A 21,550-nucleotide genomic window follows, 5' to 3' on the forward strand; every position below is an offset into this window, starting at 1 on the left:
TTGCGGGCCCAGGCCTGCTAGAATCGCGTCCTTTTTCAAGACACCCGTTGAAACCCTATGCGTGATCCAGCCCCTTCTGACACACAAAAGAAGCGCGTCATCGTCGGCATGTCCGGCGGCGTGGATTCTTCCGTTTCCGCCGTTCTGCTCATGGAGCAGGGTTATGAGGTGGAAGGCCTGTTCATGAAGAACTGGGAAGAAGACGATGGAACGGAATATTGCACCGCCATGGACGACCTGGCGGACGCCCAGGCCGTGTGCGACAAGATCGGTATCAAGCTGCACACCGCCAACTTCGCCGCCGAATACTGGGACAACGTGTTCGAGCACTTCCTGGCCGAATACAAGGCCGGCCGTACGCCGAACCCGGACATCCTGTGCAACCGCGAGATCAAGTTCAAGGCGTTCCTCGACTACGCCATGATGCTGGGCGCCGACCTGATCGCCACTGGCCACTACGTACGCCGCCGCGATATCGATGGCCGTACCGAACTGCTCAAGGGCCTGGACCCGAACAAGGACCAGAGCTACTTCCTGCACGCCGTCGGCGGTGAACAGATCGCCAAGACCCTGTTCCCGGTCGGTGAGCTGGAAAAGCCCGAAGTGCGCAGGATCGCCGAGAAACACGGCCTGGCCACCGCCAAGAAGAAAGACTCTACCGGCATCTGCTTTATCGGCGAACGCCGCTTCAGTGATTTCCTCAAGCAATACCTGCCGGCACAACCGGGCGAAATCAAAACCACCGACGGCGAAGTGATCGGCCGTCACCACGGCCTGATGTACCACACCATCGGCCAGCGTCAGGGCCTGGGCATCGGCGGCTTGAAAGACGCCGGTGAAGAGCCGTGGTACGTGCTGGTCAAGGACCTGGAAAACAACGTGCTGATCGTCGGCCAGGGCAACGAACACCCGCTGCTGTTCTCAGGCGCCCTGCTTGCTTCGGACATCTATTGGGTCAACCCGATTGACCTGAGCACCCCGCGCCGGCTGACCGCCAAAGTACGCTATCGCCAGAGCGACCAGCCGTGCACCCTGGAAAAAACCGCCACGGGTTACCGCGCCACCTTCGATGACCCGCAACGCGCGGTCACTCCAGGCCAATCCGTGGTGTTCTATGACGGCGAAATCTGCCTGGGCGGCGGCGTCATCGAAGTCGCGCAAGCCTGGAGCAACCCGGCATGAGCCCGACCCAAGAGCAATTGACGGCCCTTGGCGGTGTATTTCTGGCTGCGGTACTGGTGGACAAGATCGCCAAGACCGGCCAGGTCACCGAGGCAGGCCTGACCTGCATGCTCGGCAGCCTGTTGATCCGCGACCCCAAGGACACCCTGGAAGTCTACGGCGGCGACGACCTGGCCTTGCGTGAAGGTTACCGGGCCTTGATCGGCGCCCTGGAACGCGACCCCAGCACCCTGCAGCGCGAACCCTTGCGCTACGCCCTGTCGATGCTCGGCCTCGAGCGCCAGTTGGCCAAGCGCGACGACCTGCTCGAAACCATCGGCAAACGCCTGCCGCAGATCCAATCCCAGGTTGAACATTTTGGCCCGGCCCACGAAAACGTGATCGCAGCCTGTGGCGCGCTGTATCAGGACACCTTGAGCACCTTGCGCCAGCGCATCCAGGTGCACGGCGACATGCGCAACCTGCAGCAACCAAACAACGCCTCGAAAATCCGCGCCCTGCTCCTGGCGGGGATTCGTTCGGCGCGGTTGTGGCGCCAGTTGGGCGGTCATCGTTGGCAGTTGGTGATCAGCCGACGCAAATTGCTCAAAGAGCTTTACCCGTTGATGCGCAACGAATAAGTCGCACCAGCAAACCTTTTTCACGCTGTTACGCGTAATACGCCGGTCAGTTGGCGACGGACCGGCGAATTTTTTCATGTATGATACGCGCCCCATTTCGTTGCCCGACTGTCCGAGAACACCCCATGCAGCTTTCTTCGCTCACTGCGGTTTCCCCTGTTGACGGCCGCTACGCCGGCAAAACCCAGGCCCTGCGCCCTATTTTCAGCGAATACGGTTTGATCCGTGCTCGTGTCCTGGTTGAAGTGCGCTGGCTCCAGCGCCTGGCCGCTCACCCCGCCATCAGCGAAGTGCCGGCGTTTTCCGCCGAGGCCAACGCTGCCTTGAATACCCTGGCGGAAAACTTCTCCCTGGAGCACGCCGAGCGTGTGAAAGAGATCGAGCGCACCACCAACCACGACGTCAAAGCCATCGAGTACCTGCTCAAAGAGCAAGCGGCCAAGCTGCCGGAACTGGCCCAGGTCAGCGAGTTCATCCACTTTGCCTGCACCAGCGAGGACATCAACAACCTGTCCCACGCCCTGATGCTGCGCGAAGGCCGTGATGACGTAATGCTGCCGCTGATGCGCCAGACCGCCGAAGCGATCCGCGAACTGGCGATCCGCTTCGCCGCCGTGCCGATGCTCTCGCGCACCCACGGCCAGCCGGCATCGCCGACCACCCTGGGCAAGGAACTGGCCAACGTGGTGTACCGCCTGGAGCGCCAGATCGCGCAAGTCGCCGCCGTGCCGCTGCTGGGCAAGATCAACGGCGCCGTGGGCAACTACAACGCACACCTGTCGGCCTACCCCGAGATCGACTGGGAAGCCAACGCCCGCGCCTTCATCGAAGACGAGCTGGGCCTGGGCTTCAACCCCTACACCACGCAGATCGAACCCCACGACTACATCGCCGAGCTGTTCGACGCGATCGCACGCTTCAACACTATCCTGATCGACTTCGATCGCGATATCTGGGGCTACATCTCCCTGGGCTACTTCAAGCAGCGCACCATTGCCGGTGAAATCGGTTCGTCGACCATGCCGCACAAGGTCAACCCGATCGACTTCGAAAACTCCGAAGGCAACCTCGGCATCGCCAACGCCCTGTTCCAGCACCTGGCCAGCAAGTTGCCGATCTCGCGCTGGCAGCGCGACCTGACCGACTCCACCGTACTGCGCAACCTCGGCGTGGGCTTTGCCCACAGCGTGATCGCGTATGAAGCCAGCCTCAAGGGCATCAGCAAGCTGGAGCTCAACGAGCAGAAAATCGCCGCTGACCTGGATGCCTGCTGGGAAGTCCTGGCTGAGCCGATCCAGACCGTGATGCGCCGCTACAACATCGAAAACCCTTACGAGAAGCTCAAAGAGTTGACGCGCGGCAAGGGCATCACCTCCGATGCGCTGCAAACTTTCATCGACGGCCTGGACATGCCAGCTGCCGCCAAGGCCGAGCTGAAACTGCTCACCCCGGCCAACTACATCGGTAACGCTGTAGAGCAAGCCAAGCGCATCTGATCATCGCACGACCCTTTGAGACGCCCGGCCGCGCCGGGCGTTTTTATTCCTGTCTTAAAAGTGCTTTTTTTCAATAGGTTACACATGAATCCTGATATCCCTCTTCAACTACTGGGCGGCATCACGGCACGGGAATTCCTGCGCGACTACTGGCAGAAGAAACCGCTGCTGATCCGCCAGGCCATCCCCGACTTCGAAAGCCCGATCGACGCCGACGAACTGGCCGGCCTGGCCCTGGAAGAAGAAGTCGAGTCGCGCCTGGTGATCGAACACGGCGAACGTCCGTGGGAGCTGCGTCGCGGCCCGTTCGCCGAAGACGCCTTCAGCACCCTGCCCGAGCGTGAATGGACCCTGCTGGTACAGGCGGTGGATCAGTTCGTGCCGGAAGTCGCCGAGCTGCTCGAGCACTTTCGCTTCCTGCCCAGCTGGCGCATCGATGATGTGATGATCAGCTTCGCCGCGCCGGGTGGCAGTGTCGGCCCGCACTTCGATAACTACGATGTGTTCCTGCTGCAAGCCCAGGGCAAGCGCAACTGGAAAATCGGCCAGATGTGCAATTCTGAAAGCCCACTGCTGCAGCACGCCGACCTGCGCATCCTCGCCGAATTCGAAGAAAGCGCCGAATGGGTCCTCGAACCGGGCGACATGCTCTACCTGCCGCCGCGCCTGGCGCATTTCGGCATTGCCGAAGACGACTGCATGACCTACTCGGTAGGCTTCCGTGCGCCGAGCGCCGCCGAGGTGCTGACCCACTTCACCGACTTCCTCAGCCAATACCTGACCGACGAAGAGCGCTACACCGATGCCGACGCCCAGCCGGTCAGCGACCCGCATCAGATTCAGAGCGATGCGCTGGATCGCCTCAAGAGCCTGCTGGCCGAGCACATGAGCGACGAGCGCATGCTGCTGACCTGGTTCGGCCAGTTCATGACCGAACCGCGCTACCCGGAGCTGGTGGCAGGCGAAGAGCTGGGCGAGGACGACTTCATCAGCAGCCTGCAAGACGGCGCGATCCTGGTGCGCAACCCGAGTGCGCGCCTGGCCTGGTCGGAAGTGGACGACGACGTGTTGCTGTTCGCCAGCGGCCAGAGCCGTTACCTGCCGGGCAAACTGCGCGAACTGTTGAAACTGGTGTGCTCGGCAGACGCCCTGCACAGCGAGAACCTCGGCGCCTGGCTGGCCGACGAAGACGGCCGCGACCTGCTGTGCGAACTGGTCAAGCAAGGCAGCCTGGGGTTTGCGGATGAATAGGATTCACGTAAGTGTCGCGGACTGGCGAAAGGATATCGACGAGATTCGGCGCATTCGTGAAGCGGTATTCATCGCTGAACAATCGGTTCCACCCGAGCTGGAATGGGACGCGGACGACGCTGGCGCAATGCACTTTCTGGCGTTCGAAGGTGATTTCCCGATTGGCACCGCGCGGCTGCTGCCCAGCGGCGAGATCGGCCGCGTGTCGGTACTCAAGGACTGGCGCGGGCTGAAGGTTGGCGACAAGCTGATGGAAGCGGTGATCGGCGTGGCCGAGAAGCGCGGCCAGAGCCGGCAATTCCTCAGTGCACAGGTGTATGCCGCGCCGTTCTACGAGCGGCTGGGCTTCAAGATTGTCAGTGATGAGTTTCTTGAAGTCGGGATTCCGCATGTGGATATGGTGCGCGGGGACTGATCCGGGACCGCGTCGCGGCTATCGGGGGCAAGCCCCCTCCCACACTTGAAGATGTACTCGGTCAAAATGTGGGAGGGGGCTTGCCCCCGATAGCTATTTCAGCAACACCACAAAATGCCCTGCCTTGCCAGGGCATTTTGCCGTCTACGATTCAACTTGCGACCCGACGGGCCGACAAACTGGCACTATCCAAGCCAAATGAATTGCAGAGATAACGGACATGTCCCTACGCACCCTGCTCACCGCCCTCCTCCTGGCTGCCAGCGCATCGGCCATGGCCGACACCGAAGTGGTCAACCTGAGCAACCGCACCAGCGCCGACCTGCTGCCCGTGGCGCAGAACTTTATCGGCAAGGATGGCACCGTGAGTGCCTATGGCAATCAGCTCATCGTCAACGCGGCGCCGACAAAGATCGAAGGCCTGCGCACCCTGCTCGCTCAACTCGACACCCCGGCCAAGCGCCTGCTGATCACCGTCGACACCAATGAAAACAACCAGCAGACCAGCGGCGACAGCCAGACCCGTATCATCAGCTACGGCACCACCAGCCGCGACGGCGGCATCCAGCAGGTCCAGGCCAGCGAAGGCGTGCCCGCGCTGATCCAGGTCGGCCAAAGCGTACCGCTGACCACCACCCAGCAGGACAGCTACGGTCGCCTGCAGAACCAGACCCAGTATCGCAACGTCACCCAGGGTTTCTACGTGACCGCCAGCGTCACCGGCGAGACCGTTCACCTGGCCATCAGTACCAACCGTGACCGCATGAGCCAGGAACGTCCCGATGTAGTGAACGTACAAAGTACCGACACAACTGTCAGCGGCCGCCTGGGCGAATGGATTTCCCTGGCCGGCATCAACCGTGAGACCCAGGCCGATAAATCCTCTACAACCCGCAGCTACGCTACTCAGGGCCGCGATGACCTGACGGTGCGGGTCAAGGTCGACACGCTGAACTGAAGCACCAAAAACTGACTGGCGAGTCGTATTAGACTAAATATGTAGTGCCATAAAAAAAGCACTACAAAACATTTGACGACCCCAAAAAGGCTGTGCATGATGGCCTCGCTCCCGCTAATCAAGGGCCCTGGGAAGGGCCTTCGAACCCTACAAGACGCGACGACGAGGTTTAACTACATGGCACTGACACGCGAACAGCAAATTGCAGCCCTTGAAAAAGACTGGGCTGAAAACCCACGCTGGAAAGGCGTGACCCGCGCTTATTCCGCTGCTGACGTCGTCCGCCTGCGTGGCTCGGTCCAACCTGAGCACACCTTTGCAAAACTCGGCGCCGAGAAGCTGTGGAACCTGGTCACCCAGGGTGCCAAGCCGTCCTTCCGTCCCGACAAAGATTTCGTCAACTGCATGGGCGCCCTTACTGGCGGCCAGGCAGTGCAGCAGGTAAAAGCCGGTATCCAGGCGATCTACCTGTCCGGCTGGCAAGTGGCCGCGGACAACAACTCCGCTGAATCCATGTACCCCGACCAATCGCTGTACCCGGTGGACTCCGTGCCGACCGTGGTCAAGCGCATCAACAACTCGTTCCGTCGTGCCGACCAGATCCAGTGGAAAGCCGGTAAAGGTCCGGGCGATGAAGGCTACATCGACTACTTCGCGCCTATCGTGGCCGACGCCGAAGCCGGTTTCGGCGGCGTACTCAACGCCTACGAGCTGATGAAGAGCATGATCGAGGCGGGCGCCGCCGGCGTGCACTTCGAAGACCAGTTGGCCTCGGTGAAAAAATGCGGCCACATGGGCGGCAAAGTGCTGGTTCCGACCCAGGAAGCCGTACAGAAATTGACCGCCGCCCGTTTGGCCGCTGACGTTGCCGGTACGCCAACCATCATCCTGGCGCGCACCGATGCCAACGCCGCTGACCTGCTGACTTCGGACTGCGACCCGTACGACCAGCCATTCGTCACCGGCGAACGCACCCAGGAAGGTTTCTATAAAGTGCGCGCCGGTCTCGACCAGGCAATCGCCCGTGGCCTGGCCTACGCGCCGTACGCCGACCTGATCTGGTGCGAAACCGCCAAGCCGGACCTGGACGAAGCGCGTCGCTTCGCCGAAGCGATCAAGAAGGAATACCCGGACCAACTGCTGTCCTACAACTGCTCGCCTTCCTTCAACTGGAAGAAGAACCTGGACGACGCGACCATCGCCAAGTTCCAGCGTGAACTGTCCGCCATGGGCTACAAGCACCAGTTCATCACCCTGGCCGGCATTCACAACATGTGGCACAGCATGTTCAACCTGGCGCACGACTACGCCCGCAACGACATGACCGCCTACGTGAAACTGCAGGAGCAGGAATTCGCTGACGCCGCCAAAGGCTACACCTTCGTGGCGCACCAACAGGAAGTGGGTACCGGCTACTTCGACGACATGACCACCGTGATCCAGGGCGGCACCTCGTCCGTGACCGCGCTGACCGGTTCGACCGAGGAAGAGCAGTTCCACTGAGTGACTGAGTACACGGCCACTGCGGCCCCAGGGAAGACCTAACCGCAGTGCCGCACAGCCATCACGCCCCGACTGGTTCGGGGCGTTTTTTTGCGCGTAAAAAATGCCGCTGGAACAACGCAGATCAAAATGTGGGAGGGGGCTTGCCCCCGATAGCGGTGGGCCAGCAACCGATGTGCTGACTGACACCCGGCAATCGGGGGCAAGCCCCCTCCCACAAGGGATTTTGCAAAAAACATTGATCCAGAGCGGTGTCCGCCCGGATCAAATCAGTTAAAAGATGCGCACCCATAACTAAGCGACACTCAACCAAGTAACGGCAACTTACCCCGCTACACGAGAAACATTCGCTTAAACCCCACGCAAACAATATTCATTATCATTTGGAATGAGAAAACTTCGTTACCACTTAAACAAAACACATTTGATAAAAAGCCCGCTAATGCCCGCCCTGCAAGGGCTACAGCCCTATAAAGGTGCACTATGTGCTTATTCCGCCGAATAATTTCGCCACAGGAATTTTACTTGCCCGGTGTTTAGCCATAAAATCACCGCGATTGATTGCAGTGCGACATATCGTCACTGCATCGTGACTTTTTCGAGCTCAGAGACCTTTGCTCTCTGTTAAGGATTTCCAGCATGACCGACGCGACAGGACTCATGGCCCACAACTGGGGCTTTGCCATTTTCCTCCTCGGTGTTGTGGGGCTTTGCGCCTTCATGCTCGGCGTCTCCAGCCTCCTCGGGTCAAAAGCCTGGGGTCGCAGCAAAAACGAACCGTTCGAGTCCGGCATGCTACCTACAGGTGGCGCCCGCTTGCGGCTCTCAGCCAAATTCTATCTGGTCGCGATGCTCTTCGTGATCTTCGATATCGAAGCCCTCTTTCTCTTTGCCTGGTCTGTGTCCGTCCGCGAAAGCGGCTGGACCGGATTCGTCGAAGCTCTCGTTTTCATAGCAATTCTGTTGGCAGGTCTTGTCTACCTGTTCCGAGTGGGCGCCCTTGACTGGGCTCCGGAAGCTCGTCGCAAGCGGCAAGCGAAGCTGAAACAATGAGGCTTTGGCGATGCAATACAATCTCACCAGGATCGACCCGGATGCTCCTAACGAGCAGTACCCCATCGGCGAACGGGAAACCGTTTCCGACCCGTTAGAAGACCAAGTCCACAAAAACATCTACATGGGCAAGCTGGAAGACGTGCTGAGTGGCGCGGTCAACTGGGGGCGTAAGAACTCCCTGTGGCCGTACAACTTCGGCCTTTCGTGCTGCTACGTGGAAATGACCACCGCCTTCACGGCGCCCCACGACATCGCGCGCTTTGGCGCCGAGGTTATCCGGGCATCGCCGCGCCAGGCGGATTTCATGGTTATCGCCGGTACCTGCTTTATCAAGATGGCGCCGATCATCCAGCGTCTCTATGAGCAAATGCTCGAACCGAAATGGGTGATCTCCATGGGTTCGTGCGCCAACTCCGGTGGCATGTACGACATCTACTCCGTCGTTCAAGGGGTGGACAAGTTCCTGCCCGTGGACGTCTACGTGCCTGGCTGCCCGCCCCGTCCCGAAGCATTCCTGCAAGGCTTGATGCTGTTGCAGGAATCGATTGGCAAGGAGCGTCGCCCGCTGTCCTGGGTCGTCGGCGATCAAGGCGTGTACCGCGCCGAGATGCCGTCCCAAAAGGAACAGCGCCGCGAACAGCGAATCGCAGTCACCAACCTGCGCAGCCCCGACGAAGTCTGATCCAGCCCGCTTCTTTTTATAGAACGAAAACCTGGCTTCATTCTTTACGTTGACCGAAAGCGATAAAAAACCATGACTACAGGCAGTGCTCTGTATATCCCGCCTTACAAGGCAGACGACCAGGATGTGGTTGTCGAACTCAATAACCGTTTTGGCCCTAACGCCTTCACCGCCCAGGCCACACGCACCGGTATGCCGGTGCTGTGGGTGGCGCGTGCCAGGCTCGTCGAAGTCCTGAGCTTCCTGCGCAACCTGCCCAAGCCGTACGTCATGCTCTATGACCTGCATGGCGTGGACGAGCGTCTGCGCACCAAGCGCCAGGGCTTGCCGAGCGGCGCCGATTTCACCGTGTTCTACCACTTGATGTCGCTGGAACGTAACAGTGACGTGATGATCAAGGTCGCGCTGAGCGAGAGCGACCTGAGCGTCCCGACCGTGACCGGTATCTGGCCGAACGCCAGCTGGTACGAGCGTGAAGTGTGGGACATGTTCGGTATCGATTTCCCGGGCCACCCGCACCTGACGCGCATCATGATGCCGCCGACCTGGGAAGGTCACCCGCTGCGCAAGGACTACCCTGCCCGCGCCACCGAATTCGACCCGTTCAGCCTGACCCTCGCCAAGCAGCAGCTTGAAGAAGAGGCCGCGCGCTTCCGTCCGGAAGACTGGGGCATGAAGCGTTCCGGCACCAACGAGGACTACATGTTCCTCAACCTGGGCCCGAACCACCCTTCGGCCCACGGTGCCTTCCGGATCATCCTGCAACTGGATGGCGAGGAAATCGTCGACTGCGTCCCGGACATCGGCTACCACCACCGTGGCGCCGAGAAGATGGCCGAGCGACAGTCCTGGCACAGCTTCATCCCCTACACCGACCGTATCGACTACCTCGGCGGCGTGATGAACAACCTGCCGTACGTGCTCTCGGTCGAGAAGCTGGCCGGTATCAAAGTGCCGGACCGCGTCGACACCATCCGCATCATGATGGCCGAGTTCTTCCGCATCACCAGCCACCTGCTGTTCCTGGGTACCTACATCCAGGACGTCGGCGCCATGACCCCGGTGTTCTTTACCTTCACCGACCGCCAGCGCGCCTACAAGGTCATCGAAGCCGTCACCGGTTTCCGCCTGCACCCGGCCTGGTACCGCATCGGCGGTGTGGCCCACGACCTGCCGAACGGCTGGGAGCGCCTGGTCAAGGAATTCATCGACTGGATGCCCAAGCGTCTGGACGAGTACCAGAAGGCCGCCCTGGATAACAGCATCCTCAAGGGCCGTACCATCGGCGTCGCGCAATACAACACCAAAGAGGCCCTGGAATGGGGCGTCACCGGTGCCGGCCTGCGTTCCACCGGTTGCGACTTCGACCTGCGCAAGGCGCGCCCGTACTCCGGCTACCAGAACTTCGAGTTCGAAGTGCCGCTGGCGGCCAATGGCGATGCCTACGACCGTTGCATCGTGCGCGTCGAAGAAATGCGCCAGAGCCTGAAGATCATCGAGCAATGCATGCGCAACATGCCGGCAGGCCCGTACAAGGCGGATCACCCGCTGACCACGCCGCCGCCCAAAGAGCGCACGCTGCAGCACATCGAAACCCTGATCACGCACTTCCTGCAAGTCTCGTGGGGCCCGGTGATGCCGGCCAACGAGTCCTTCCAGATGATTGAAGCGACCAAGGGCATCAACAGTTATTACCTGACGAGCGATGGCGGCACCATGAGCTACCGCACCCGGATTCGTACCCCAAGCTTCCCGCACTTGCAGCAGATCCCTTCGGTGATCAAAGGCGAGATGGTCGCGGACTTGATTGCGTACCTGGGTAGTATCGATTTCGTTATGGCCGACGTGGACCGCTAAGCATGAACAGCACGCTTATCCAGACAGACCGTTTCACCCTGAGTGAAACCGAGCGCTCGGCCATCGAGCACGAGCTGCATCACTACGAAGACCCGCGCGCGGCGTCGATCGAAGCCTTGAAGATCGTCCAGAAGGAACGTGGCTGGGTGCCGGACGGCGCACTCTACGCCATCGGCGAGATCCTCGGCATTCCCGCCAGCGACGTTGAAGGCGTGGCCACGTTCTACAGCCAGATCTTCCGCCAGCCGGTGGGCCGCCACATCATTCGCGTGTGCGACAGCATGGTTTGCTACATCGGTGGCCACGAGTCCGTGGTCAGCGAGATCCAGGCCAAACTGGGCATCGGCCTCGGCCAGACCACCGCCGACGGCCGCTTCACGCTGCTGCCGGTGTGCTGCCTGGGCAACTGCGACAAGGCGCCGGCGTTGATGATCGACGACGACACATTCGGTGACGTACAGCCTGCTGGCGTGACCCAATTGCTCGAGGGCTACCCATGACCCTGACTTCCTTCGGCCCGGCCAACCTGATCAAGCGTTCGGCCGAGACCCACCCGCTGACCTGGCGCCTGCGTGATGACGGTGAGCCGGTATGGCTTGACGAATACCAGGCCAAGAACGGCTACGCCGCCGCGCGCAAGGCCTTCGCCGACATGGCCCAGGACGATATCGTCCAGACAGTGAAAGACGCCGGCCTTAAAGGCCGCGGCGGTGCAGGCTTCCCCACGGGTGTTAAGTGGGGCCTGATGCCCAAGGACGAATCCATCAACATCCGCTACCTGTTGTGCAACGCGGATGAAATGGAGCCCAACACCTGGAAAGACCGCATGCTGATGGAGCAACTGCCCCATCTGCTGATCGAAGGCATGCTGATCAGCGCCCGCGCGCTGAAAACCTATCGGGGTTATATCTTCCTGCGCGGCGAGTACACCACCGCCGCCAAGCACCTCAACCGTGCCGTGGCCGAAGCCAAGGCGGCGGGCCTGCTGGGCAAGAACATCCTGGGCTCGGGTTTCGACTTTGAGCTGTTCGTGCACACCGGCGCCGGGCGTTATATCTGCGGTGAAGAAACCGCACTGATCAACTCCCTCGAAGGCCGCCGCGCCAACCCGCGTTCCAAGCCGCCCTTCCCTGCCGCCGTGGGCGTGTGGGGCAAGCCGACCTGCGTGAACAACGTCGAGACCCTGTGCAACGTGCCGGCGATCATCGCCGACGGCGTGGACTGGTACAAATCGTTGGCCCGTGAAGGCAGTGAAGACATGGGCACCAAGCTCATGGGCTTCTCCGGCAAGGTCAAGAACCCGGGCCTGTGGGAACTGCCATTCGGCGTGACCGCGCGCGAGCTGTTCGAGGACTACGCCGGCGGCATGCGCGACGGCTACACCTTGAAAGCCTGGCAGCCAGGCGGCGCCGGCACCGGTTTCCTGCTGCCCGAGCACCTCGACGCACAGATGTATGCCGGCGGCATCGGCAAGGTGGGCACCCGGATGGGCACCGGCCTGGCGATGGCGGTGGACAACACGGTGAACATGGTCTCGCTGCTGCGCAACATGGAGCAGTTCTTTGCCCGTGAATCCTGCGGCTTCTGCACCCCTTGCCGCGACGGTCTGCCGTGGAGCGTCAAGCTGCTGATGGCCCTGGAAAACGGCGAAGGCCGCGAGGGTGATATCGAAACCCTGCTCGGGCTGGTCGGTTTCCTCGGCCCAGGCAAGACCTTCTGTGCTCACGCACCGGGCGCAGTGGAGCCATTGGGCAGCGCAATCAAATACTTCCGCCCTGAATTCGAGGCCGGCATCGCGCCAACCCGCGCGGGTGAACTCACTCAGGTGGTATCACCGACCATGGTCGGTGCGTAGAGCTTAAAGAAGCGAAGGGTCCGTGCCCTTCGCTTTTCTCATGTGCGGACGCCTTGATGGCTGTGTTGATGCACATGAATAACAAGATTCCATTAGCCACGCCCGCTGACAACGGGCCAACGAAGAACTTTGAACCATGGCCACTATCCACGTAGACGGCAAAGCGCTCGAAGTCGATGGGGCGGACAACCTGTTACAGGCATGTCTGTCACTCGGCCTCGACATCCCGTATTTCTGCTGGCACCCCGCGCTTGGTAGCGTCGGTGCCTGTCGCCAGTGTGCGGTCAAGCAATACACCGACGAGAACGACACCCGTGGTCGTATCGTCATGTCCTGCATGACCCCAGCCACCGACAACACCTGGATCTCCATCGACGATGAAGAATCCAAGGCGTTCCGCGCCAGCGTGGTCGAATGGCTGATGACCAACCACCCCCACGACTGCCCGGTCTGTGAGGAAGGCGGTCATTGCCACCTGCAAGACATGACGGTGATGACCGGCCACAACGAGCGCCGTTATCGCTTCACCAAGCGCACCCACCAGAACCAGGACCTCGGCCCGTTCATTTCCCACGAAATGAACCGCTGCATCGCCTGCTATCGCTGCGTGCGCTTCTATAAAGACTACGCCGGCGGCACTGACCTCGGCGTATTCGGCGCCCACGACAACGTGTACTTCGGTCGCGTTGAAGACGGCGTGCTTGAAAGCGAGTTCTCCGGCAACCTCACCGAGGTCTGCCCGACCGGTGTGTTCACCGACAAGACTCACTCCGAGCGCTACAACCGCAAGTGGGACATGCAGTTCGCCCCGAGCATCTGCCATGGCTGCTCCAGCGGTTGCAACATCTCCCCGGGCGAGCGCTACGGCGAACTGCGTCGTATCGAAAACCGCTTCAACGGTTCGGTCAACCAGTACTTTTTGTGCGACCGTGGCCGTTTCGGCTATGGCTACGTCAACCGCGAAGACCGCCCACGCCAGCCGCTGCTGGCCGATGGCGCCAAGCTGAGCCTGGACGCGGCGCTGGATAAAGCCGCCGACCTGTTGCGCGGGCGTAATATCGTCGGTATCGGTTCACCCCGCGCCAGCCTCGAAAGCAACTTCGCGTTGCGCGAGCTGGTCGGTGCCGAGCACTTCTACAGCGGTATCGAAGCCGGTGAACTGGAGCGCATCCGCCTGGTCCTGCAAGTGCTGAACGACAGCCCGCTCCCCGTTCCGAACATGCGCGACATCGAAGACCACGACGCCATTTTCGTGCTCGGTGAAGACCTGACCCAGACCGCTGCGCGTATCGCGTTGTCGCTGCGCCAGTCGGTCAAAGGCAAGGCCGAGGAAATGGCCGACGCCATGCGCGTACAGCCGTGGCTTGACGCGGCGGTGAAAAACATCGGCCAGCACGCACTCAATCCTCTGTTTATCGCATCCCTGGCTGAAACCAAGCTCGACGATATCGCCGAAGAATGCGTCCACGCAGCACCGGACGACCTGGCCCGCCTCGGTTTCGCCGTGGCCCATGCCCTCGACGCCAGCGCGCCGGCCGTTGAAGGCCTGGACGCTGAAGCTGTCGAGTTGGCTCAGCGTATTGCCGACGCCCTGCTGGCAGCCAAGCGCCCCTTGATCATTGCCGGTACCTCGTTGGGTTCCAAGGCGCTGATCGAAGCCGCCGCCAACATCGCCAAGGCCCTGAAACTGCGCGACAAGAACGGCTCCATAAGTTTGGTCGTGCCGGAAGCCAACAGCCTCGGCCTGGCCATGCTCGGCGGCGAGTCCGTGGATGCCGCGCTGCAAGCGGTGATCGACGGCAATGCCGACGCCATCGTCGTGCTGGAAAACGACCTGTACACCCGCACCGCTGCGGCCAAGGTTGACGCTGCGCTCAACGCCGCCCAGGTGCTGATCGTCGCCGACCACCAGAAGACCGCCACCAGCGAGCGTGCCCACCTGGTATTGCCGGCGGCGACCTTCGCCGAAGGCGACGGCACCCTGGTCAGCCAGGAAGGCCGCGCCCAGCGTTTCTTCCAGGTGTTCGATCCGAAGTACATGGACGCCAGCATCCTGGTCCATGAAGGCTGGCGCTGGCTGCATGCCCTGCGCGCGACCCTGCTGAACCAGCCGATCGACTGGACCCAGCTCGACCACGTCACCGCCGCGACCGCTGCAAGCACACCGCAACTTGCGCGGATTGTCGATGCCGCACCGTCCGCTTCGTTCCGCATCAAGGGCCTGAAACTGGCGCGTGAACCGCTGCGCTACTCCGGGCGCACCGCCATGCGCGCCGACATCAGCGTGCATGAGCCGCGTACACCGCAAGACATCGACACCGCGTTCGCCTTCTCCATGGAAGGTTACTCGGGTTCGGCCGAACCGCGTCAGCAGGTGCCGTTTGCCTGGTCGCCGGGCTGGAACTCGCCGCAGGCCTGGAACAAGTTCCAGGACGAAGTCGGTGGTCACATCCGCGCGGGCGACCCGGGCACCCGCCTGATCGAAAGCAGCGGCGATGCGCTGAACTGGTTCGCGGCGGTACCGCGTCCGTTCAACCCGGCGCCGGGCACCTGGCAGGTCGTGCCGTTCTTCCACCTGTTCGGCAGCGAAGAGACCTCTTCCAAGGCCGCGCCGGTTCAAGAACGTATCCCCGCAGCCTACGTGTCGCTGGCCAAGTCCGAAGCCGACCGCCTGGGCGTCAACGACGGTGCCCTGCTCAGCCTGAGCGTGGCCGGCCAGACCCTGCGTCTGCCGCTGCGCATCAACGACGAGCTGGGCGCCGGCCTGGTTGCACTGCCAAAAGGCCTCGCCGGGATTCCTCCAGCGATCTTTGGCCACACCGTTGACGGTCTGCAGGAGGCAGCGCAATGACTTGGTTCACTCCTGAAGTGATCGACGTGATCATCTCGGTGGTCAAGGCCATCGTGATCCTGTTGGCCGTGGTCGTCGCGGGCGCCCTGCTCAGCTTCGTCGAACGTCGCCTGCTGGGCTGGTGGCAGGACCGTTACGGTCCGAACCGCGTCGGCCCGTTCGGCATGTTCCAGATCGCCGCCGACATGCTGAAAATGTTCTTCAAGGAAGACTGGACCCCGCCGTTCGCCGACAAGGTGATCTTCACCCTGGCGCCGGTCGTGGCCATGAGCGCCTTGCTGATCGCTTTCGCGATCATCCCGATCACCCCGACCTGGGGCGTGGCGGACCTGAACATTGGCCTGCTGTTCTTCTTCGCCATGGCCGGTTTGTCGGTGTATGCGGTGCTGTTCGCCGGCTGGGCAAGTAACAACAAGTTCGCCCTGCTCGGCAGCCTGCGTGCCTCGGCGCAAACCGTCTCCTATGAAGTGTTCATGGGGTTGGCACTGATGGGCATCGTGGTGCAGGTTGGCTCGTTCAACATGCGCGACATCGTCGAGTACCAGGCGCAGAACCTGTGGTTCATCATTCCGCAGTTCTTTGGCTTCTGTACCTTCTTCATCGCGGGCGTGGCCGTGACTCACCGTCACCCCTTCGACCAGCCGGAAGCGGAACAGGAACTGGCCGACGGTTACCACATTGAATATGCCGGCATGAAGTGGGGCATGTTCTTCGTCGGTGAGTACATCGGCATCATCTTGATCTCGGCCCTGCTGGTCACGCTGTTCTTCGGCGGCTGGCACGGCCCGTTCGGCATCCTGCCGCAGTTGGCCTTCTTCTGGTTCTTCCTGAAGACCGCGTTCTTCATCATGCTGTTCATCCTGCTGCGCGCCTCGATTCCGCGCCCGCGCTATGACCAGGTGATGGATTTCAGCTGGAGATTCTGCCTGCCGCTGACCCTGATCAATTTGCTGGTGACGGCTGCCGTCGTGTTGTTGAACACGCCGGCTGCCGCGGTTCAGTGAGGATTTGACCCATGTTCAAATATATTGGCGACATCGTTAAGGGTACCGGTACCCAGTTGCGAAGCCTGGTGATGGTGTTCGGTCACGGCTTTCGCAAACGCGACACCCTGCAATACCCGGAAGAGGCGGTGTACCTGCCGCCGCGCTATCGCGGCCGCATCGTTCTGACCCGCGACCCCGATGGCGAAGAGCGTTGCGTAGCCTGCAACCTGTGCGCCGTGGCGTGCCCGGTAGGTTGCATCTCCCTGCAGAAAGCTGAAACCGAAGACGGTCGCTGGTACCCGGACTTCTTCCGCATCAACTTCTCGCGCTGCATTTTCTGCGGCCTGTGCGAGGAAGCTTGCCCGACCACCGCGATCCAGCTCACACCGGATTTCGAGATGGCCGAGTTCAAACGTCAGGACCTGGTGTACGAGAAAGAAGATCTGCTGATCTCTGGTCCCGGTAAAAACCCTGATTACAACTTCTATCGTGTTGCAGGTATGGCCGTTGCCGGTAAGCCAAAAGGCGCCGCACAAAACGAAGCCGAGCCGATCAACGTGAAGAGCTTGCTGCCTTAAGGAAGAAAGATGGAATTCGCTTTCTATTTCGCATCGGGTATTGCAGTGGTGTCCACGCTTCGCGTGATCACCAACACCAACCCCGTGCACGCCCTGCTCTACCTGATCATTTCGCTGATCGCCGTGGCCATGACCTTCTTTGCCCTCGGCGCACCGTTCGCCGGTGTACTGGAAGTGATCGCCTATGCCGGCGCCATCATGGTGCTGTTCGTGTTTGTGGTGATGATGCTCAACCTGGGGCCGGCTTCGGTCGCCCAGGAACGCGTCTGGCTCAAGCCCGGCATCTGGCTCGGCCCGGTGATCCTGGCAGCCCTGCTGCTGGGTGAACTGCTGTATGTGCTGTTCGCTCACCAGAGCGGCCAGGCCATTGGCCACACCACCGTGGACGCGAAAGCCGTGGGCGTCAGCCTGTTCGGCCCGTACCTGCTGGTGGTCGAACTGGCTTCGATGCTGCTGCTTGCCGCAGCCATCACGGCCTTCCACTTGGGCCGCAACGAAGCCAAGGAGCAATGACGATGCCTGCTATCCCTTTGGAGCATGGTCTGGCGGTCGCCGGCATCCTGTTCTGCCTTGGCCTGGTCGGCCTGATGGTTCGCCGTAACATTCTGTTCGTGTTGATGAGCCTGGAAATCATGATGAACGCTGCGGCACTGGCGTTCATCGTGGCAGGCGCACGTTGGGGCCAGCCGGATGGGCAAGTCATGTTCATCCTGGTGATCAGCCTGGCAGCCGCCGAGGCCAGCATTGGCCTGGCGATCCTGCTGCAACTGTATCGTCGCTTCCACACGCTTGATATCGACGCTGCCAGTGAGATGCGCGGATGAACATGATCTTTCTGACTTTCGTATTTCCCCTGATCGGTTTCCTGCTGCTGTCGTTCTCTCGCGGACGCTGGTCGGAGAACCTCTCGGCCCTGATCGGCGTAGGCTCGATTGGCTTGTCGGCCATCGTTGCCGCCTACGTCATCTGGCAATTCAACGTAGCGCCGCCGGAAGGCGGTCACTACACCCTGGTGCTGTGGCAGTGGATGTCGGTGGAGGGCTTCAAGCCCAACTTCGCGCTCTATGTCGACGGCCTGTCGATCACCATGCTCGGCGTGGTGGTGGGCGTGGGTTTCCTGATCCACCTGTTCGCGTCCTGGTACATGCGCGGTGAAGCGGGCTACTCGCGCTTCTTCTCGTACACCAACCTGTTTATCGCCAGCATGCTGTTCCTCGTGCTGGGCGATAACCTGTTGTTCCTGTACTTCGGCTGGGAAGGCGTGGGCCTGTGCTCGTACCTGTTGATCGGTTTCTACTACAGCAACCGCAACAACGGTAACGCCGCACTCAAGGCGTTTATCGTCACGCGGATCGGCGACGTGTTCATGGCCATCGGCCTGTTCATCCTGTTCCAACAGGTGGGCACGCTGAACATCCAGGAACTGCTGGTGCTGGCACCGCAGAAATTCCAGGTCGGCGATTTCTGGATCACCCTGGCGACCCTGATGCTGCTGGGCGGTGCCGTGGGTAAATCCGCGCAACTGCCACTGCAGACCTGGCTGGCGGATGCGATGGCCGGTCCTACCCCGGTGTCGGCACTGATCCACGCCGCGACCATGGTCACCGCCGGTGTCTACCTGATTGCCCGTACCCATGGCCTGTTCACCCTGGCGCCGGACATCCTGCACCTGGTCGGCATCGTCGGCGGCGTGACCCTGGTACTGGCCGGCTTCGCCGCACTGGTCCAAACCGACATCAAGCGTATCCTCGCCTACTCGACCATGAGCCAGATCGGCTATATGTTCCTGGCCCTGGGCGTCGGCGCCTGGGACGCGGCGATCTTCCACCTGATGACCCACGCCTTCTTCAAGGCCCTGCTGTTCCTTGCTTCCGGTGCGGTGATCGTTGCCTGCCACCACGAGCAGAACATCTTCAAGATGGGTGGCCTGTGGAAGAAACTGCCACTGGCCTACGCCAGCTTCATCGTCGGTGGTGCCGCCCTGGCCGCCCTGCCGCTGGTGACCGCAGGCTTCTACTCCAAGGACGAAATCCTCTGGGAAGCGTTTGCCAGCGGTAACCATAACCTGCTGTACGCAGGCCTGGTGGGCGCGTTCATGACCTCGCTGTACACCTTCCGCCTGATCTTCATCACCTTCCACGGTGAAGCCAAGACCGAAGCCCACGCAGGCCACGGCATCTCGCACTGGTTGCCGTTGTCGGTGCTGATCATCCTGTCGACGTTCATCGGCGCGCTGATCACCCCGCCATTGGCCGGTGTACTGCCGCAAAGCGTCGGCCATGCCGGCGGCGCCGACAAGCACAGCCTGGAAATCGCCTCGGGCGCCATCGCCATCGCCGGTATCCTGCTGGCGGCCCTGCTGTTCCTCGGCAAGCGTCGCCTGGTAACCGCCGTGGCCAACAGTGGCATTGGCCGTTTCCTCTCGGCCTGGTGGTTCGCCGCCTGGGGCTTCGACTGGATCTACGACAAACTGTTCGTCAAACCTTACCTTGCGATCAGCCACGTGCTGCGCAAAGACCCGCTCGACCAGACCATCGGTCTGATCCCGCGCGCCGCCAAGGCCGGTCACACCGCCCTGAGCCGCAGCGAGACCGGCCAATTGCGTTGGTACGCAGCGTCCATGGCGGCCGGTGCCGTGCTGGTGATCGGCGCCATCGTGGTGGTGGCGGTATGACTATGAACTTTGCGAACTTTGCAAACTTGCGAAAGGAAACGAGCCTGTCATGATTCTGCCCTGGCTAATCCTGATCCCCTTTATCGGCGGCCTGCTCTGCTGGATGGGTGAACGCTTCGGCGCCACCCTCCCCCGCTGGATTGCGTTGCTGACCATGTCCCTGGAACTCGCGCTCGGCCTCTGGCTGTGGGCACACGGCGACTATTCATTCGCTCCGGCACCGGGCGTCGATCCCACCTTCGCGCTTGAATTCAAGCACGTGTGGATCCAGCGCTTCGGCATCAACGTGCACCTGGCGCTGGACGGCCTGTCGCTGTTGATGATCCTGCTGACCGGCCTGCTGGGTATCCTCTCGGTACTCTGCTCGTGGAAAGAGATTCAGCGTCACGTGGGCTTCTTCCACCTGAACCTGATGTGGATCCTGGGCGGCGTTGTCGGCGTGTTCCTGGCGCTGGACCTGTTCATGTTCTTCTTCTTCTGGGAAATGATGCTGGTGCCGATGTACTTCCTCATCGCGCTCTGGGGTCACAGTTCTTCGGACGGCAAGAAAACCCGGATCTACGCGGCGACCAAGTTCTTCATCTTCACCCAGGCCTCCGGCCTGATCATGTTGGTGGCGATCCTGGGCCTGGTCCTGGTCAACTTCAACAGCACCGGCGTGATCACGTTCAACTACGCCGACCTGTTGAAGACCAAGATGTCGCTGACCACCGAGTACGTGCTGATGCTGGGCTTCTTCATCGCGTTCGCGGTGAAGCTGCCGGTGGTGCCGTTCCACTCCTGGTTGCCTGACGCCCACGCCCAGGCGCCGACCGCCGGTTCCGTCGACCTCGCCGGTATCCTGTTGAAGACCGCCGCCTACGGCCTGCTGCGCTTCGCCCTGCCGCTGTTCCCGAATGCCTCGGCCGAATTTGCGCCGATTGCCATGACCCTGGGTCTGATCGGGATCTTCTACGGCGCGTTCCTGGCCTTCGCGCAAACCGACATCAAGCGTCTGATCGCGTTCTCGTCCGTTTCCCACATGGGTTTCGTACTGATCGGCATCTACTCCGGTAGCCAGCTGGCGTTGCAAGGCGCGGTAATCCAGATGTTGGCCCACGGTGTGTCGGCCGCTGCACTCTTTATCCTGAGTGGTCAGCTGTACGAGCGTCTGCACACCCGTGACATGCGTGAGATGGGTGGCGTGTGGTCGCGCATCGCTTACCTGCCGGCCATCAGCCTGTTCTTCGCCGCTGCGTCCCTGGGCCTGCCGGGTACCGGTAACTTCATCGGCGAGTTCCTGATCCTGATGGGGGCCTTCGTGCAGACGCCGTGGATCAGTGCCATTGCCACCTCCGGCCTGGTGTTCGGTTCGGTCTACTCGCTGATCATGATCCACCGCGCCTACTTCGGCCCGGCCAAGTCCGACACCGTCCTGCAAGGAATGGATGCGCGCGAACTGATCATGGTGCTCGGCCTTGCGGTGCTGCTGATCTACATCGGCGTATACCCGCAGCCGTTCCTGGACACGTCCGCCGCCACGATGCATGGCGTGCAGCAGTGGTTCGGCACCGCCTTCTCTCAACTCGCTTCGGCCCGGTAAGAGC

General features: G+C 61.3%; 19 protein-coding genes. All 19 read left to right on the top strand.

Features of this window, described 5'->3' with window-relative positions; all coding sequences use genetic code 11:
* The first annotated feature begins 57 nt into the window (after positions 1-57).
* The 19 genes from mnmA to nuoM all read left to right on the top strand — a co-directional run bounded on the left by mnmA (position 58) and on the right by nuoM (position 21,546).
* The gene (gene mnmA / locus BFP96_RS08920) at positions 58-1,182 is read left to right on the top strand and encodes a tRNA 2-thiouridine(34) synthase MnmA (protein ID WP_065936047.1); all 1,125 of its coding nucleotides are present in this window, start codon (positions 58-60) and stop codon (positions 1,180-1,182) included.
* A complete protein-coding gene (hflD, locus tag BFP96_RS08925) occupies positions 1,179-1,802 on the top strand; it encodes a high frequency lysogenization protein HflD (protein WP_017137510.1) in 624 nt (207 codons plus the stop codon). The genes mnmA and hflD overlap by 4 nt, the downstream gene beginning before the upstream one ends.
* Positions 1,803-1,927: 125 nt before the next feature.
* On the top strand, positions 1,928-3,298 hold the full coding sequence (purB, locus tag BFP96_RS08930; protein ID WP_065894939.1) for an adenylosuccinate lyase: 1,371 nt from the start codon (positions 1,928-1,930) through the stop codon (positions 3,296-3,298).
* An 84-nt stretch (positions 3,299-3,382) separates the two neighbouring features.
* Positions 3,383-4,549, top strand: a complete 1,167-nt coding sequence (locus tag BFP96_RS08935) for a ribosomal protein uL16 3-hydroxylase (RefSeq protein WP_065884956.1) — start codon at positions 3,383-3,385, stop codon at positions 4,547-4,549.
* Complete coding sequence (locus BFP96_RS08940) at positions 4,542-4,964, top strand: GNAT family N-acetyltransferase (RefSeq protein ID WP_065884955.1); 423 nt, start codon at positions 4,542-4,544, stop codon at positions 4,962-4,964. The genes BFP96_RS08935 and BFP96_RS08940 overlap by 8 nt, the downstream gene beginning before the upstream one ends.
* A 220-nt stretch (positions 4,965-5,184) precedes the next feature.
* Positions 5,185-5,922 carry a secretin N-terminal domain-containing protein gene (locus BFP96_RS08945; protein WP_065936048.1) on the top strand — a complete coding sequence of 246 codons (738 nt, stop codon included), beginning with the start codon at positions 5,185-5,187 and terminating at the stop codon, positions 5,920-5,922.
* Between the two features lie 177 nt (positions 5,923-6,099).
* Positions 6,100-7,425, top strand: a complete 1,326-nt coding sequence (gene aceA, locus BFP96_RS08950; protein WP_025858968.1) for an isocitrate lyase — start codon at positions 6,100-6,102, stop codon at positions 7,423-7,425.
* A gap of 639 nt (positions 7,426-8,064) precedes the next feature.
* Complete coding sequence (locus BFP96_RS08955) at positions 8,065-8,478, top strand: NADH-quinone oxidoreductase subunit A (RefSeq protein ID WP_003192109.1); 414 nt, start codon at positions 8,065-8,067, stop codon at positions 8,476-8,478.
* A gap of 10 nt (positions 8,479-8,488) precedes the next feature.
* Positions 8,489-9,163, top strand: a complete 675-nt coding sequence (locus tag BFP96_RS08960) for a NuoB/complex I 20 kDa subunit family protein (protein ID WP_003174719.1) — start codon at positions 8,489-8,491, stop codon at positions 9,161-9,163.
* Positions 9,164-9,235: 72 nt separating this feature from the next.
* On the top strand, positions 9,236-11,020 hold the full coding sequence (nuoC, locus tag BFP96_RS08965; protein ID WP_065936049.1) for an NADH-quinone oxidoreductase subunit C/D: 1,785 nt from the start codon (positions 9,236-9,238) through the stop codon (positions 11,018-11,020).
* Positions 11,021-11,022: 2 nt separating this feature from the next.
* On the top strand, positions 11,023-11,520 hold the full coding sequence (gene nuoE / locus BFP96_RS08970) for an NADH-quinone oxidoreductase subunit NuoE (RefSeq protein WP_003232080.1): 498 nt from the start codon (positions 11,023-11,025) through the stop codon (positions 11,518-11,520).
* Positions 11,517-12,875 carry an NADH-quinone oxidoreductase subunit NuoF gene (gene nuoF / locus BFP96_RS08975; protein ID WP_057024316.1) on the top strand — a complete coding sequence of 453 codons (1,359 nt, stop codon included), beginning with the start codon at positions 11,517-11,519 and terminating at the stop codon, positions 12,873-12,875. Before nuoE ends, nuoF begins: the two co-directional genes overlap by 4 nt.
* 136 nt (positions 12,876-13,011) lie before the next feature.
* The gene (gene nuoG / locus BFP96_RS08980; RefSeq protein WP_065894937.1) at positions 13,012-15,726 is read left to right on the top strand and encodes an NADH-quinone oxidoreductase subunit NuoG; all 2,715 of its coding nucleotides are present in this window, start codon (positions 13,012-13,014) and stop codon (positions 15,724-15,726) included.
* A complete protein-coding gene (gene nuoH, locus BFP96_RS08985) occupies positions 15,723-16,730 on the top strand; it encodes an NADH-quinone oxidoreductase subunit NuoH (protein WP_003192116.1) in 1,008 nt (335 codons plus the stop codon). The genes nuoG and nuoH overlap by 4 nt, the downstream gene beginning before the upstream one ends.
* A gap of 11 nt (positions 16,731-16,741) precedes the next feature.
* Complete coding sequence (nuoI, locus tag BFP96_RS08990; RefSeq protein ID WP_003174725.1) at positions 16,742-17,290, top strand: NADH-quinone oxidoreductase subunit NuoI; 549 nt, start codon at positions 16,742-16,744, stop codon at positions 17,288-17,290.
* A 9-nt stretch (positions 17,291-17,299) separates the two neighbouring features.
* Positions 17,300-17,803 carry an NADH-quinone oxidoreductase subunit J gene (gene nuoJ, locus BFP96_RS08995; protein ID WP_065894936.1) on the top strand — a complete coding sequence of 168 codons (504 nt, stop codon included), beginning with the start codon at positions 17,300-17,302 and terminating at the stop codon, positions 17,801-17,803.
* A gap of 2 nt (positions 17,804-17,805) precedes the next feature.
* Positions 17,806-18,114 carry an NADH-quinone oxidoreductase subunit NuoK gene (gene nuoK, locus BFP96_RS09000; protein WP_003174727.1) on the top strand — a complete coding sequence of 103 codons (309 nt, stop codon included), beginning with the start codon at positions 17,806-17,808 and terminating at the stop codon, positions 18,112-18,114.
* Positions 18,111-19,964 carry an NADH-quinone oxidoreductase subunit L gene (gene nuoL, locus BFP96_RS09005; protein ID WP_065894935.1) on the top strand — a complete coding sequence of 618 codons (1,854 nt, stop codon included), beginning with the start codon at positions 18,111-18,113 and terminating at the stop codon, positions 19,962-19,964. Before nuoK ends, nuoL begins: the two co-directional genes overlap by 4 nt.
* Before the next feature lie 49 nt (positions 19,965-20,013).
* Positions 20,014-21,546 (top strand): NADH-quinone oxidoreductase subunit M, encoded by a 1,533-nt coding sequence (nuoM, locus tag BFP96_RS09010; RefSeq protein WP_065884948.1) that lies wholly within the window; start codon positions 20,014-20,016, stop codon positions 21,544-21,546.
* Positions 21,547-21,550: the final 4 nt, after the last annotated feature.

It is taken from the genome of Pseudomonas sp. 34 E 7 (assembly GCF_900005715.1).
In the GTDB taxonomy this organism is placed as follows: Bacteria; Pseudomonadota; Gammaproteobacteria; order Pseudomonadales; family Pseudomonadaceae; genus Aquipseudomonas; species Aquipseudomonas orientalis_A.